Genomic DNA, 14,472 nt, shown 5'->3' on the forward strand with positions numbered 1-14,472 from the left:
CGGATACGTCACGCTCCGAGGTCGCTGGACGCGCGGGACGCACCAAGACCGCCGAAACTACCCAAAGTCCCCTATCATCCGCAGGCCTTCAAGAACCGCCCGACAGTGCTGGCCATGCCATACTCCAGCGCATCCGCTGTCAACCCATGTCCGATCGACACTTCGGCCAAGGCCGGGATGCGTTTGGCCAGTGGCGGTAGGTTCTCGACGGTCAGATCGTGGCCGGCATTGACGCCGAGCCCGGCCGCGAATGCGGCGTCGGCGGTTTTTCCCAGCCTTTCCAGCTCTTTCGCCGCTTTTGCGGAATCGGAATGGAAACCTCCGTATGGTCCGGTGTAGAGCTCGATACGGTCGGCACCGGTGTCGCGCGCCGCGTTGACCCCATCCGGATCCGCATCGGAAAACAGCGACACGCGAAACCCGCCTTTCTTTAGCCGCTTGACGATCGGAGTCAGGAACGCCGCCTGGGCGACGAAGTTCCAGCCATGGTCGGAGGTCGCCTGCGCCGGGTCGTCCGGCACCAGCGTTACCTGCTCGGGTTGGTTCTTCTCGACTAGCGCCAGGAACTCCTCGGTCGGATAGCCCTCGATGTTGAACTCCGCCGTGGGGAATTCATCGTCTATCAGCGCCCTGATCTCTGGCAGGTCGGAATGCCTTGTGTGCCGCTCGTCGGGCCTCGGATGCACCGTCAGCCCGTGCGCGCCGGCGGCGAGGGCAATGCGGCCCAGCCCGGTGACGCTCGGCCATGGCAGGTCGCGACGGTTGCGCAGCATGGCGACGGCGTTGAGATTGACCGAAAGCTTGGCGGGCATGATCTGGCGTCCAGTGGATCGGCGCGCATCTATACCGCCTTTGACGGGAACAGATAGAGGGTTTCGCGTGTTCCAGGGGATAGATGGAGGCTAACACAAGGATCTGCCAGTGAATTTCCTCGAAGCCGTGCCGGCGATCCGCCGCATCGAAACCAACCGCGACGCGCTTTTCGCCATTGATGTCGTCGGCGACGTCTCGCCAGCCGATGCGGAAAACCTGTTCGGCCTGCTGGAGGCCGCCTACGCGCTGCATCCGAGGATCGACGTGCTGATCAGGCTGACCCACGAGGAAAGCGTCGACTGGGCCAATATCAAGCAAGACACGCTCCGGCAGGGCGTGGCCGACGCGATGGAACATGTTGTGCGCTGCGCGGTCATCGGCGAACCGAGTTGGGCCTCCCTCGTCGCCGGCGTCTTCCCGAAAACGCTACCCTTCGAAGTCAGACGCTTCGACGTCGACGATGAGGGTGCCGCCTGGCAGTGGCTTGGCGCAAGGCCCGCGGACCAGGCCAGTCTCTCCTGAATCTCAACGCCCCTAGCGCACCACCGTCAACCGTTCGGCGGCGCGGGTGATTGCCGTATAGAGCCAGCGCTGCCGGGTCTCCTTGAACGCCCAGCTCTCGTCGAACAGCACGACGTCGTTCCACTGCGAGCCCTGCGCCTTGTGCACAGTCAAGGCGTAGCCATAGTCGAAATCGTCGAAGCGCTTCTTCTGCTGCCAGGGAATTTCGGCATCCGGATCCTCGAACGCCGCCTTGAGCAGCTTGATCTTGGCGACGCCACGATCGGGATCGTCCTCTTCCGGCGAGACCAGAAGGTTGATGCCGGGCTTCACCGTCTCGCGCGACGAGGTCATCACCTTCCATAGCGAGCCGTTGAGCAGCCCCTTGGCCGGATCGTTGCGGAGGCAGACCAGCTTGTCGCCGGCCTGCGGAAAGTCGGCGTTGAATCCTTTCAACTCGCGCAGCCTTTGATTGTAGCGCCGACGCGTGCGGTTGGTGCCGACCAGCACCTGGTCGGCCTTGAGCACCAGTTCCTGGTTGACTGCTTCCCTGCCGATCACCTTCGCCGTGCCATAATCGCCATGCATGAATCCCCGGCCCTCGCGGACGTCAAGCGCCAGCCGGATGATGGGATTGTCGCGCGCCTGGCGGTGAATTTCCGTGAGCAACACATCGGGCTCGTGCTCGGTGAAGAAGCCGCCGCCTGAGATCGGCGGCAGCTGTGCCGGATCGCCAAGCACCAGGATCGGCGTGCCGAAGCTCTGCAGGTCGCGGCCGAGCTGCTCGTCGACCATCGAGCATTCGTCGATGACGACGAGCTTGGCGCGCGAAATCGGGCTTTGCCGGTTGAGCGAAAAGGTCGGCGACATCGAGGTCTTGCCGGTCACTTCGTCCTCGACAGATTCCTCGCCCTTGGGTCTATAGATCAGCGAATGGATGGTGCGGGCATTGGTCGCCCCTTTGGAGCGCAGCACCTGCGCCGCCTTGCCGGTGAAGGCGGCGAACTGCACCTGGCCGTCGACATGCTCGGCAAAATAGCGCCCCAGCGTCGTCTTGCCGGTGCCGGCATAGCCGAACAGCCGAAAGACCTGCGGCCGGCCCTCCTTGAGCCAGCGCCCGACCGCTTTCAAAGCCTCATCCTGCTGGGGAGAAAATTCCATCAGTGCGACAGACCGGATTCGCAAGCGAAAGACAAGATTGGCCGCCCTCAGCCAAGGTCATCGGCCGTGCGAAGGTACCTATGACAGCTCAGGCTATCAGGAGCAGATAAGAACGTAAAGTGAACAGAGACGATCTATCCACCTGCGCCTGGATCATTCTCCAGCAGGATCGGCTTACCGTGTGGCGTTGCATGCGCGGCGCGCTCCCAGGCGGCGGCGAGTTCATCGACCTCCCCCTTGCCCGCGACCCCCTTCCGGGACAAAAGCTTCTCCAGCGCCGCCAGCCAATGCTCGTAGTAATCGTGGCCATCACTCGCCGCGCCCGGCTGTTTCACCTCGGCCGACAAAGCCTCCGCCCATTCGCTCCACGAAAACAAGCCTTTGCCGTGCAGCGCAACTATCAGGGCGAAGGCTTCAGCCTGCCACGGTTCGGCGAACACAGGCTCGTCGAAACCAGCGGGCAAAGCACCTTCATGCCGGCTCAAGATAGCTCTCCCAGGCATCGATCGAGATGCTGAGCGTGGGATCGGCCCCCTCGCCCCAGATCCCAGGGCCGTCGAACATCACGGTATAGACCCATTGCGGGTTCTCGCCCCTGCCATGCGCGTTGCTGTCTGGAAAGACGAAGCCGCCGCGAACGGCCTCGATCCTCCCGTTTTTGCCGCGCGCATAACGTGGCAGGCGCGTATGTCCGGCCGGGTTGAAATTCTTCGTGCGCACCCGGTCGCCCGCCCGAAAACGGGCCGGCGTGGCAACCGGCCGGTCGCATGGACCGCCCTTGGCGAGCACCGCCGGCACATCCGAAGCCTTCAGCACCCTTTTCGGCGTAGCGGCCGCATCGACCGCCTTGCCGGCGGCAAGGTCGCGCTCCGTGACGAAGCCGTGGCGTTTCAGGAGCGTTTCCAGCGCCTTGATCCAGATCTGGTAGTAGCTCGATGCATAATAATCGGCGGGATGCAGCGATTCCCGCGCGTGCCGGCTTTCATCGATGCTCCAGGCCCCCATGCCGCCGGCGGTAAGCGTCACGCCCAGCGCCCGCCGCTCCCATGCGGCGTGGAAATAAGGCTCGTCCTTCTCGGGCGCGACCGGCCCGAATCCCATCTGGCCGCCGAGGTCCTGCGGCCCGTTCATGCCGGCTCCCCTTCCGGCTCTTTGGCCAGCGCCGTGCCGATCATCGCGTCGCGACTGACCAACCCCGCAAGCTGTTCCTCGCTCCAGCCCTCGGTGCCGCGGGGCCGCATCGGCACCACCAGATAACGAAGCTCGGCGGTCGAATCCCAGACGCGGATTTTCTTTTCCGCCGGCAAGGTCAGCCCGAATTCTTCGAGGACGCCGCGCGGATCGATCACCGCCCGCGAGCGGTAGGGCGGCGCCTTGTACCAGACCGGCGGCAGGCCGAGCACCGACCAAGGATAGCAGGAGCAGAGTGTGCAGACGACGAGGTTGTGCGTCTCCTCGGTGTTGAACACGGCCTGCATGTGCTCGCCCTGGCGGCCGGTGTAGGAGAGCGATTCGATCGCAGCCGTCGCGTCGCGCTTCAGCCATTGGGCATAAGCCGGATCGTTCCAGGCCTTCGCCACCACCCGCGCGCCGTTGCGCGGGCCGATCTTCGTCTCATAGGTATCGACGATGACATCGATGGCCGCAGGATCGATCAGGCCTTTCTGGGTCAGGATCGTCTCCAGCGCGCGCACGCGCGCCGCGAACGGATCGAGCTTGTTGTCGTGGTCATGATCGTGGGTCATGCCCGAGACTAAGATCGGCTGCCCTTGGCCGCAAGCGCGACGCCTTGGGCCAGCAGCGGGTCTACTCGGCCGCCACCTTCTTCGGCTCTGCCTCGCCGTCGAACAGCGAGCCCTGCTCGCCGCCTTCCAGAACATGCAGCGCCGGCTGGCTCTTCTTCGACGAGAAGCTGAGCAGCCAGCCCGAGAAGTTCTCGAAATAGACATAGATCACCGGCGTAACGAACAGCGTCAGCGCCTGCGAAGCGAGTAGGCCGCCTACCACGGCAACGCCGAGCGGCTGGCGAAGTTCGGCGCTGGCTCCCGTGCCGAGCGCGATCGGGAAGGTGCCCATCAGTGCCGCCAGCGTCGTCATCATGATCGGCCGGAAACGCATCAGGCAGGCCTTGTGAATGGAATCCTTCGCCGACATGCCCTGTCGCCTGAGCTCGAGCGCGACGTCGACCATCATGATGCCGTTCTTCTTGACGATGCCGATCAGCATCAGGATGCCGATCACCGCGATCACCGAGAGATCCATGCCGGCGAAGTGCAGCGCCACCACCGCGCCGAGCACCGCAGACGGCAGGCCGGTAAGGATGGTGAGCGGGTGGATGAAGCTCTCATAGAGCATGCCGAGCACGATATAGATCGTCAGGATCGCGCCGCCGATCAGCAGGCCCTGGTTGGCCAGCGAATCCTGGAATGTCTTGGCGGTGCCCGCGAAGCTCGTCGAGATCGCCGTCGGCATGCCGATCTGTTCCTTGAGCTGGTCGATGCGGGTCACCGTATCACCGAGCGATACGCCCGACGGCAGATTGTAGGAGATCGTCACCGCCGGAAGCTGACCAAGCTGGTTGACCGTGAGCGCGCCCGCCGTGCGGTCGACATGGGCAAATGCGCCGAGCGGCACCAGGCTGCCGCTAGCTGTCCTTACCTGGATGGCCAGCATCCGCTCCGGCGACCAGTTGATCTTGGGATCGAGTTCGGTGACGACCGCATAGCTGTCCGCCGAACCGAAGATCGTCGAAACCTGATCCGTACCGAACCCCCCATAGAGAGCCGTGCGCAGCGTGCTGGTATCGATGCCGAGCTGGGCGGCCTTGTCACGGTCGATCACCAGCGACGCCTGCAGGGCGTTGTTCTGCAGATCGCTTGTGACGTCGGTGAAGTGTGTGTGGTCGGCGACCATTGCGTCATTGAGCTTCTGCGCCCAGATGTCGGTCTGACCGGTATCGAGCCCCTGTACCACCAGCTGGTAGGCACTGGCGGACTGCCGCGAGCCCAGCCTGAGATTCTGGACCGGCTGCATGTAGGTTTCGATGCCAGCCACGTTTGAAAGTTGCTTCCTCAGATCGGACTGCACCTTCTCGATATCCGGCCGTTGGCTCTTGTCCTTCAGCTGTACGTAGAGCCGGCCTTGATTGAGCGCGCTTTGGCCGCCGCCCACCGACCAGGCGACATGCGTCACATAGGGAGAATGCGTGAAAACGTCGGCAACCTGTTGTTGCAGCTTGACCATGGCATCGAAAGAAATGTCCTGGCGCGCAAGCGTGGAAACCGAGATCTGGCTGATATCCTCCTGTGGGAAAAAGCCTTTCGGCGAAACCACAATCAGCCAGACCGACGCGGCCGCCGTGCCGGCGAAGACGAGGAACACAAGGAAGGTATGCCGCAAGCAGAAGCTCAGCAGCCAGTCATAGCTGCGGGTGACAATGTCAAGCCTGCGGCCATCGCCATGAGCCTCGCGATCCGCTTTGCTGACCGACAGCAGCCGTGAGCAGAGCATCGGCGTCAGCGTCAGCGAAACGAACATCGAGGCCAGGATCGCTACGGTCACCACCACGGCGAATTCATTGAAGATGCGGCCGATCACTCCGCCCATCAAAAGCACCGGGATGAACACCGCCACCAGCGAGATCGAAATTGAGATGATGGTGAAGCCGATCTCACGCGCGCCCTTCAGCGAAGCGTCGAAGGCCGACAATCCATCCTCTTCCATGTGGCGGAAGATATTTTCGAGCATGACGATGGCGTCGTCGACAACAAGGCCGACGGCGAGCGTAAGTCCCATCAGCGAGATATTGTCGATGGAAAAGCCGAACAGGAACATCGCGCCAAGCGTGGCGATCAGAGAGATCGGCACCGCCACCGCCGGAATGATGGTCGCCGTCACGCGGCGCAGGAACACGAAGATCACCATCACAACCAGGGCGATGGTCAACAGCAGCGTGAACTGGACGTCATCGACGGCCTGACGGATCGAGATGGACCGGTCGTTGAGCAGCTTGATCTCGGCGGCGGCCGGCATCTGGTCCTGGAAGGATGGCAGCATCGCCTTGACCTTGTCGACGACGTCGACAGTGTTGGCGTCGGGCTGGCGCTGAACCGCCATGATGATGGCGCGCGTGCCGTCATACCAGCTTGCTGTCGTCGTGGTCTCCACCGAATCGACAACGCGGGTGACCTCGCCTAACCGCACCGGGTGCCCATTCTTGGTGGCGATGATGAGATTGGAGAAGCCCGCCGCGTTGGCCAGCTGCGTATTGGCGGTTATGGTCAGTTGCTGCTTGTTGTTCTGCAGCACGCCGAGCGGCGTATTGCTGTTGGCCGAGGCGATCGCCGTCTGCAGCTGATCGATCGAGATGCCCCGCGCGGCAAGCGCGGTCGGATCGATCTGGATGCGCACGGCATATTTCTGCTGGCCGAAGATCGAGACCTGCGCAACGCCGTCGATGGTCGAGAGCGAAGGCGAGATCACGTTTTCCGCGAAGGCGTCGAGATCCGTCAGCGGCACGGTGTCGCTCACCAGCGACATCAAGAGGATCGGCGCGTCGGCGGGATTGACCTTGCGATAGCTAGGCGGCGAGGTCATTTCCGGCGGCAGCGATTTTTGCGTGCGTGCGATCGCCGCCTGCACGTCGGCGGCGGCGGCATCGATGTCGCGGTTCAGCACGAACTGGATGGCGATCGAGGTCTGACCGAGCGAATTGGTGGTCGAAATCGAATCAATGCCGGCGATCGTCGCGAATTGCTTGATCAGCGGCGTCGCCACCGACGTCGCCATCGTCTCCGGCGAGGCACCCGGCAGGCTGGCCGAAACATTGACCACCGGAAATTCGGCGCTCGGCAGCGCCGCCACCGGCAGGAACTTGTAGGCAAAAATGCCGCCCAGAATGAGGGCGAACGACATCAGCAGCGTGGCGACCGGTCTGCGAATGCAGAATTCGGAGATCATTGGGCGGCTCCGCTAGCCTTGTCTGCCTCCGCGACCTTAGGCGACGCCTGCTCGCCGGATCCGGCCGCTTTGCCTTCATGCACCGACGCGCCGTTCTTCAATCGGGTCTGACCTTCGACGACGACCTTCTCGCCGCTCTTCAGACCCTCGCTGATGGCGCTGTTTTCGCCCTGCGTGAGCGCCACCTGCACCGGGCGCATCTCCACGGTGTTGTCGGGCTTGACGACATAGACGAAGGGACCCTTCTGGCTGGGCTGCACCGCGACCGTCGGAACCGAGGTCATATGCGGCATCGTGCCTGCTTCGAGCACCACATTCACATATTGCCCCGGCCACAGCGACAGATCCGGGTTCGGTATGCTCGCTCGCGTGGCGATGGTGCCCGACGCTGTATCGACGCTGGAATCGACGAAATCGAGCGCACCCTTGCCGATCGGCGCGGCATCGCCGTTTTTGGTCAGCGTCACGCCGCCTTGCTGCGGGTCGGCGAGCGCCTTGTGCAGCAGGGCAAGGTTGCTCTCCGGCAACGTGAAGTTCACCTGCAACGGGTCCATCTGCGTGATGGTGACCAGCGGCGTCGAACTGCTCGAGTTGCCATTGCTGGTGGTTACGAGATCGCCGACCGAAACGTTGACAGCACCCAGCCTGCCCGAGATCGGTGCCGAAATGGTCGCGTAGCTCAACTGCACGGTGTCGGCGTCGATCATCGCCTTGTCGGCATCGATGGTCGCGGCAGCGGCTCTCTGCGCCGCCAGCGCCTGGTCGTAGGTCTGCTGCGTGCCGGCTTGCTTGGCGACAAGATCCTTGGCGCGCTGCAGATCGGCCTGGGCGCTCACCAGCATCGCCTGGTCCTTGGCGAGAGTCGCCTGGTCTTTGGCCAGTTGCGCCCTCAGCGCGCGATCATCGAGCGAAAACAGGACATCGCCTGCCTTCACCATCTGTCCATCCTTGACCGCGATGGACACGATCTGGCTGGAAACCCTGGCATTGATGTTCACAACCGACGGAGAGGAGACGAAGCCGATCGCATAGCGGCGGATCGGGAAATCGGCGGTAGTGGCGGCGGCGGAGACAATAGAGGCGGAACGCGGGCCGCCGCCTTTTGCATTGTCGGTCGCCTTCGTAGTGTCCGAACCCTTGGGCGTCTTGTCCGCGCTCGCCGCCTTGTCAGCGCCTGTCTGCTGACTTGAAACGAGGTGTTCGATCTTATCTAAGGTCGTTGGCGAATAGTAGAGACCGGCGCCCACTAGGCAGGCGACCGCGACAACTGCAAAGGCGATTTTTCCGCGCATCGACAATAGTCCTCTATCCGACACGCCGATCCCGGTGGTCCATTCTAACGCTATTCACGGCGTCGTGCCGCGATTTTCGTGGAGTAGATAGGACAAGGACTTGGCGGAAAAGGGCCAAAACGCGGCATTACGAAGATTTAATGTGCACTGCACAATATCTGGGCAGCCGGCTAACGTACCGCAGCCGGACGGCTCACCGGTCCGAAAATCAGCTCAGCGGAGCATCGGCCACAGCGTCGCCGCCAGCAACACACCCATGGCGATGTTGAACCATTTCAGCCGCACCGGATCCGACAGGAAGCCGCGCAGTGCCGTGCCGAATCCGGCCCAGACGGAGACGCTTGGCAGATTGACGATGGTGAACGCGACCGCGATCAGCGCCACCGAGACGAACGGGTGGTCGGCATTGGTGTAGACGGCCATGGCGGTGATCGCCATCACCCAGGCCTTGGGATTGACCCACTGGAATGCAGCGGCGTCAATGAAGCGCATTGGCCGCCCCTCCGCCCCTTTTCCGTCGCTGATCGAGCGCGACATGGCGATCTTCCAGGCGAGGTAGAGCAGATAGGCCGCGCCTGCGATTTTCAGCGCCGCATGCAGCACAGGCAACGCCGTCAGCACCGCGCCGAGCCCCAGGCCGACCGCTAGCAGCAGGATCAGAAAGCCGATGCTGATGCCCAGCATGTGCGGAACCGTCCTGGCGATACCGAAATTGACGCCGGAAGCGAGCAGCATCAGGTTGTTCGGCCCCGGCGTGATCGACGTCACGAAGGCGTAGATCAGCAGGGCAAGGAATGCGTCGAGCGACATGTTATCCTCCCGGATACGTCAGCCTTGTTGTCCTTTTTTGGCGGATGCGCAAAAGCCAGCGGCGGGGGACTTGCCGGACCAGAGACAAGGCAGACTGAGTGCGCGAGCGATGCTCGCCTCTCTCACATGCCCTGAGGACCGCGGTTCATCGCCGCGACGCCGGTGCGGCAGATCTCGACCAGCCCAAGCGGCTTCATGATGGCGATGAACTGGTCGAGCTTGGATCCCTTGCCGGTGATTTCGAAGATGAAATGTTCGGTGTTGGCGTCGATGACCGAGGCGCGGAAGGCATCCGCAAGCCGAAGCGCCTCGACGCGGGCGTCGCCGGTGCCGGCGACCTTGACCAGCGCGAGCTCGCGTTCCAGCGGCCGCTCCTGTCCTAGTTCATGCGAGCGCACGGTCAGGTCCACCACCCGGTGCACCGGCACGATGCGCTCGAGCTGATGCTTGATCTGCTCCATCACGTGCGGTGTGCCGCGCGTCACGATTGTGATGCGCGACAGATGCTTCTCGTGCTCGGTCTCGGAAACGGTCAGGCTTTCGATGTTGTAGCCACGGCCCGAGAACAGGCCGATGACGCGGGCGAGCACGCCCGGTTCGTTGTCGACCAGCACGGAAAGCGTATGTGTTTCCGGCTTCTCGGTTTCCTTGGCGATGAAATAAGCCGAACCGGTCGGCTGGAGCTGTGCGTTCATGACGTGAATCTCTATATTTTTGAGCTAGTTCTCTGTTTGCGCACGGCTTTCTCGCGACAGCCCCGCCTTTGTAGCTAACTACACCAGTTCCCTGCCCTTGGCGTCGATGGCGTTGGCCACCGCTTCATCGGTCGCCTCGTCCGGCAGGAGCATCTCGTTATGCGCCTTGCCCGACGGGATCATCGGGAAGCAGTTGGCCAGGGTCGCCACGCGGCAGTCGAACAGAACCGGCTTCTTGACCGAGATCATCTCGCAGATCGCGTCGTCGAGCTCATCCGGCTTGTCGCAGCGAATGCCGTGTCCGCCATAGGCTTCGGCCAGCTTGACGAAATCCGGCATCGCCTCGGTGTAGGAATGCGAGAGCCGGTTGCCGTGCAAGAGCTGCTGCCACTGGCGCACCATGCCCATATACTGGTTGTTGAGGATGAAGATCTTGATCGGCGCCTCATACTGCACCGCCGAGCTCATCTCCTGCATTGTCATTTGCACCGAGGCGTCGCCAGCGATGTCGATGACCAGCGCATCCGGATGCGCGATCTGCACGCCGAGCGCGGCCGGCAGGCCGTAGCCCATTGTGCCCAGACCGCCGGAGGTCATCCAGCGGTTCGGCTTGTCGAAATGATAGTGCTGCGCCGCCCACATCTGGTGCTGGCCGACCTCGGTGGTGATGTAGGTGTCCATGTCCTTGGTCAGCGCATAGAGCCGCTGGATCGCAAATTGCGGCATGATGACATCGCTGTTCATCTTGTAGGCGAGCGAATCCCGCGCCCGCCATTTCGCGATCTGCTCCCACCACGGATAGAGCGCCTTCTTGTCGGTCTTGGCGGTCGCCCGCCACAGCCGCACCAGGTCTTCCAGCACGCGTCCGACGTCCCCCAAGATGCCGATATCCGCATGCACGTTCTTGTTGATCGAGGACGGATCGATATCGATGTGGATCTTCTTTGAGTTCGGCGAGAATGCGTTGAGCCTGCCAGTGATGCGGTCGTCGAAGCGCGCGCCGATGCAGATCATCACGTCGCAATCATGCATCGCCATGTTGGCTTCGTAGGTGCCGTGCATGCCGAGCATACCGACCCAGTTCTTGCCGGATGCCGGATAGGCGCCGAGCCCCATCAGCGTTGAGGTGATCGGGAAGCCGGTGAGGTCGACCAGTTCGCGCAGCAAATGGCTGGCCTCCGGGCCGGAATTGATGACGCCGCCGCCCGAATAGATGATCGGCTTCTTTGCACCGACCATCAGCTCGACGGCAGCCTTCACCTTTTCCAGGTCGCCCTGGACTTTCGGCTGATAGCTGGTGCGCGGCGCCGTCTGCGGCGGCACGTAGATCCCCTTGGCGAACTGCACGTCCTTCGGGATATCGACCACGACCGGGCCGGGACGCCCCGTCGTTGCGACATGGAAGGCCTCATGGATGGTGGCGGCGAGATCATTCACGTCCTTCACCAGCCAATTGTGCTTGGTGCAGGGCCGCGTGATGCCGACGGTGTCGCATTCCTGGAACGCGTCGGAGCCGATCAGCGAGGTCGGCACCTGGCCGGTGAGGCAAACCAGCGGAATGGAATCCATCAGCGCGTCCTGCAGCGGCGTCACCGCATTGGTGGCGCCGGGGCCGGACGTCACCAGGAGCACGCCGGCCTTGCCGGTCGAGCGCGCATAGCCTTCGGCCGCGTGACCGGCGCCCTGTTCGTGCCGGACCAGGATGTGCTCGACCTCGTCTTGTTGAAAGATTTCATCATAAATTGGGAGAACCGCGCCGCCCGGATAACCGAAGACGTGCTTGACGCCGTTGTCCTTCAGCGCCTGCACCACCATTTCGGCGCCCGTCATCTCGCGCCGCTCGTTCTGTCCGTTGCTCATCGGTCTGGTCCCGTACTGTTCGCCATCTGGCGATTTGCTGGTCGTTTAGTTCGGTTGGAGGCAATAAAAAAGGCCCCCGAGGGAGCCTGTGTGGTGCGCATGGGAGGTTTTCGCCCGGCGGTTACACCGCCTTGCCCACGCGCCAGCCTACGAGAATGAGTGCCGTTTTCATGGGCGCGGACAATAAGGGCGAAAACGCGGGCTCGTCAATGGGGTCCGGCGCGAATTCACCCGCCTGTGAGAAACGGCGCTGTTTCGCGCTACCATAGTACAGTTGAGCGCCCGCCGCCGAGGCACCAGTATGTGCCGATGCATGTCGCCCGGAAGGGTGGAGCGGTTTGGGACACGACATGCGCTATGATGTGACGTTGGCTGCGAGGAGGACGCATGGCTGGCGAACGGGAGCATATCCGCGAGATCGAAGAGGTGCTGTCCGGCGCGCGATCGGTCCGCGACGATATCGTGGTGCAATCCTGGCTGCGCTGCATCGATACGCATCGGCTCGACCCCGCACGTCCGACGGAAGCCTACATCGTGCCCGATACCCAGCTGCGCGAGCATCGCGAGCAGTCCGAAAGGCTGATCGCCATTGCCCGCAGCGGCCTCGAGACATTGTTCAAGCAGGTGGCCGGACAGAACTACGTCCTGCTGCTGGCCGACGCGAAAGGTGTCACCGTCGACTTCCTCGGCGACCCGCTGTTCATGGACCAGTTGCGCACGGCCGGTCTCTATCTCGGCTCCGAATGGTCTGAGAGCCGCACCGGAACCTGCGGCGTCGGCTCCTGCATCGTCACGGGCGAGGCGATGACCATCCACCAGACCGACCATTTCGACACCACTCACACGCCGCTCTCCTGCACCGCCGCGCCGATCTTCGACACCAAGGGCGAACTCACCGCCGTGCTCGACATATCGCTGCTGCGATCGCCGCACCCGAAAGTCAGCCAGAACCTTGCCCTTCACTTGGTGACGGCGTCTGCCCGGCGCATCGAGCTCGCCAATTTGATGGCGCAGATGCATTCGGAATGGGTGCTGCGCTTCTCGCGCTCGCCCGAATTCCTCGATGTCGATCCGGAGGCAGCCGTGGCGCTCGATGCCTCGGGCCGCATTCTCGGCACCACGCGCGGCGGAGCCCTGCTTCTGGCGCAGGCCGGAGGCGTCGACTGGAGGCTCTCCTCGCCGATCGGTCACCCGATCTCGCGTTACCTCGACATGGGTATCGACGACTTGCCGAATTTGACGCGCGGGCGCCCGACCGAGGAGCGGCTGGTGTTCGGCCGCAACGGCAGCGCGCTGTTCGCGCATGCCATCGAACCGCAGCCGTCGAGCGGACGCCGCGCGCCCACCGAGGCGCTGCCGAAACCCATCTCCGAGCTTTCCGGCGGCGATCCAGCCATGGCGGCCATGCAGACGCGGGCCGCCAAGCTGGCGCGCACCACCATCCCGATCCTGATCCATGGCGAGACCGGTTCCGGCAAGGAATATCTCGCCCGCGCGCTGCATGACAGCTCCGGGCGCTCCGGCCCGTTCGTGGCCATCAATTGCGCGGCCATTCCCGAACATCTGATCGAGAGCGAGCTGTTCGGGCACGCGGCCGGCGCCTTTACCGGTGCCACGGCCAAGGGACGCAAGGGGCTCATCGAGAGCGCCGACAGCGGCTCGCTTTTCCTCGACGAGATCGGCGACATGCCCTACGCGCTGCAATCGCGCCTGCTGCGGGTGATCGCCGAGCGCGAACTGATCCCGGTCGGCGGCACTGCGCCCCGGTCTGTCGACATCAAGATCATCTCCGCCTCTCATCACGACTTGCGGCGACTGGTTGCCGAAGGCCGGTTCCGCGAGGATCTGTTCTATCGGCTGAACGCCGCCTCGCTGACATTGCCGGCGCTGCGCGAGCGCACCGATTTCGAATGGCTGCTGGAACGGCTGGTCGGCGAGCGCGCACGCTTGGCTGGTCGGCCGGCAAAACTGTCGCCTGCGGCGCGGCTGGTGCTGATCCGCCATGACTGGCCCGGCAACATCCGCGAGCTCGTCAACGCCGTGGACCTGGCGGTGGCGCTTTGCGACGATGAGACGATCCAGCCCACCGACCTGCCCGATTTCGCCGCGGCCCGCATGGCGCCCCCGGCTCCTTCCGCCAGTCTTGTCGCGCTTCGCGCCCCCTCGCCCGAGGAAGAGCGCGCAGCCCTACTGGCCGTGCTGGCGGGGACCGGCTGGAACATTTCCGAGGCCGCGCGGCGTCTCGGCGTCGACCGCACCACGGTCCATCGCCGTATGAAGCGCCTGCGACTGGAGGCGCCGAACTAACGTTGCAAGGGCTGTGGCGCGCCGCAGCGCACGCAACAGGCAAGGCGCCACAAGAGCGTCCTAACAGATTGATT

At 63.4% G+C, this 14,472-nt stretch carries 12 protein-coding genes; 2 read left to right on the forward strand and 10 right to left on the reverse strand.

All coding sequences use genetic code 11. The annotated features are described in order from the left end of the window. Window positions 1–74: 74 nt before the first annotated feature. On the reverse strand, window positions 75–812 hold the full coding sequence (locus P9272_RS10430) for a pyridoxine 5'-phosphate synthase (protein ID WP_278160485.1): 738 nt from the start codon (window positions 810–812) through the stop codon (window positions 75–77). Between the two features lie 109 nt (window positions 813–921). Between P9272_RS10430 and P9272_RS10435 the strand changes: the two genes are divergently transcribed. Then, window positions 922–1,335, forward strand: a complete 414-nt coding sequence (locus tag P9272_RS10435; protein WP_278160486.1) for an STAS/SEC14 domain-containing protein — start codon at window positions 922–924, stop codon at window positions 1,333–1,335. A 12-nt stretch (window positions 1,336–1,347) separates the two neighbouring features. On the opposite strand, the gene P9272_RS10440 is transcribed toward P9272_RS10435, so the two are convergent. The 9 genes from P9272_RS10440 to P9272_RS10480 form a co-directional block, all read right to left on the reverse strand. Continuing rightward, window positions 1,348–2,475, reverse strand: coding sequence for an ATP-dependent RecD-like DNA helicase (locus P9272_RS10440; RefSeq protein WP_278160487.1), 1,128 nt, complete (start codon window positions 2,473–2,475; stop codon window positions 1,348–1,350). A 134-nt stretch (window positions 2,476–2,609) separates the two neighbouring features. Continuing rightward, a complete protein-coding gene (locus P9272_RS10445) occupies window positions 2,610–2,960 on the reverse strand; it encodes a nitrile hydratase accessory protein (protein ID WP_128258194.1) in 351 nt (116 codons plus the stop codon). After that, a complete protein-coding gene (gene nthB, locus P9272_RS10450; protein WP_278160488.1) occupies window positions 2,947–3,606 on the reverse strand; it encodes a nitrile hydratase subunit beta in 660 nt (219 codons plus the stop codon). Before nthB ends, P9272_RS10445 begins: the two co-directional genes overlap by 14 nt. Further along, window positions 3,603–4,220 (reverse strand): nitrile hydratase subunit alpha, encoded by a 618-nt coding sequence (gene nthA / locus P9272_RS10455; RefSeq protein WP_278160489.1) that lies wholly within the window; start codon window positions 4,218–4,220, stop codon window positions 3,603–3,605. The genes nthB and nthA overlap by 4 nt, the downstream gene beginning before the upstream one ends. 61 nt (window positions 4,221–4,281) lie before the next feature. After that, entirely contained in the window at window positions 4,282–7,434 is a 3,153-nt protein-coding gene (locus P9272_RS10460; RefSeq protein ID WP_278160490.1) for an efflux RND transporter permease subunit, read from the reverse strand. Beyond that, the gene (locus tag P9272_RS10465; RefSeq protein ID WP_128258197.1) at window positions 7,431–8,726 is read right to left on the reverse strand and encodes an efflux RND transporter periplasmic adaptor subunit; all 1,296 of its coding nucleotides are present in this window, start codon (window positions 8,724–8,726) and stop codon (window positions 7,431–7,433) included. Before P9272_RS10465 ends, P9272_RS10460 begins: the two co-directional genes overlap by 4 nt. A gap of 213 nt (window positions 8,727–8,939) precedes the next feature. Continuing rightward, entirely contained in the window at window positions 8,940–9,536 is a 597-nt protein-coding gene (locus P9272_RS10470; protein ID WP_128258198.1) for a LysE family translocator, read from the reverse strand. Between the two features lie 122 nt (window positions 9,537–9,658). Then, on the reverse strand, window positions 9,659–10,231 hold the full coding sequence (ilvN, locus tag P9272_RS10475; RefSeq protein ID WP_042644054.1) for an acetolactate synthase small subunit: 573 nt from the start codon (window positions 10,229–10,231) through the stop codon (window positions 9,659–9,661). Between the two features lie 78 nt (window positions 10,232–10,309). Then, window positions 10,310–12,091 carry an acetolactate synthase 3 large subunit gene (locus tag P9272_RS10480; protein ID WP_278160491.1) on the reverse strand — a complete coding sequence of 594 codons (1,782 nt, stop codon included), beginning with the start codon at window positions 12,089–12,091 and terminating at the stop codon, window positions 10,310–10,312. A gap of 387 nt (window positions 12,092–12,478) precedes the next feature. Between P9272_RS10480 and P9272_RS10485 the strand changes: the two genes are divergently transcribed. Next, window positions 12,479–14,398: a sigma-54-dependent Fis family transcriptional regulator gene (locus tag P9272_RS10485; RefSeq protein ID WP_278160492.1), complete on the forward strand. Its 1,920-nt coding sequence runs from the start codon at window positions 12,479–12,481 to the stop codon at window positions 14,396–14,398. Window positions 14,399–14,472 lie beyond the last annotated feature (74 nt).

This window comes from Mesorhizobium sp. WSM4976 (assembly GCF_029625685.1).
Taxonomy (GTDB): domain Bacteria; phylum Pseudomonadota; class Alphaproteobacteria; order Rhizobiales; family Rhizobiaceae; genus Mesorhizobium.

Bases quoted from the DNA above. Each gene is read 5' to 3' on its own strand.
- P9272_RS10470 (WP_128258198.1), bottom strand. From the start codon at position 9,536: ATGTCGCTCGACGCATTCCTTGCCCTGCTGATCTACGCCTTCGTGACG.
- P9272_RS10480 (WP_278160491.1), bottom strand. From the start codon at position 12,091: ATGAGCAACGGACAGAACGAGCGGCGCGAGATGACGGGCGCCGAAATG.
- P9272_RS10430 (WP_278160485.1), bottom strand. From the start codon at position 812: ATGCCCGCCAAGCTTTCGGTCAATCTCAACGCCGTCGCCATGCTGCGC.
- P9272_RS10485 (WP_278160492.1), top strand. From the start codon at position 12,479: ATGGCTGGCGAACGGGAGCATATCCGCGAGATCGAAGAGGTGCTGTCC.
- ilvN (WP_042644054.1), bottom strand. From the start codon at position 10,231: ATGAACGCACAGCTCCAGCCGACCGGTTCGGCTTATTTCATCGCCAAG.
- P9272_RS10465 (WP_128258197.1), bottom strand. From the start codon at position 8,726: ATGCGCGGAAAAATCGCCTTTGCAGTTGTCGCGGTCGCCTGCCTAGTG.
- nthB (WP_278160488.1), bottom strand. From the start codon at position 3,606: ATGAACGGGCCGCAGGACCTCGGCGGCCAGATGGGATTCGGGCCGGTC.
- nthA (WP_278160489.1), bottom strand. From the start codon at position 4,220: ATGACCCACGATCATGACCACGACAACAAGCTCGATCCGTTCGCGGCG.
- P9272_RS10440 (WP_278160487.1), bottom strand. From the start codon at position 2,475: ATGGAATTTTCTCCCCAGCAGGATGAGGCTTTGAAAGCGGTCGGGCGC.
- P9272_RS10460 (WP_278160490.1), bottom strand. From the start codon at position 7,434: ATGATCTCCGAATTCTGCATTCGCAGACCGGTCGCCACGCTGCTGATG.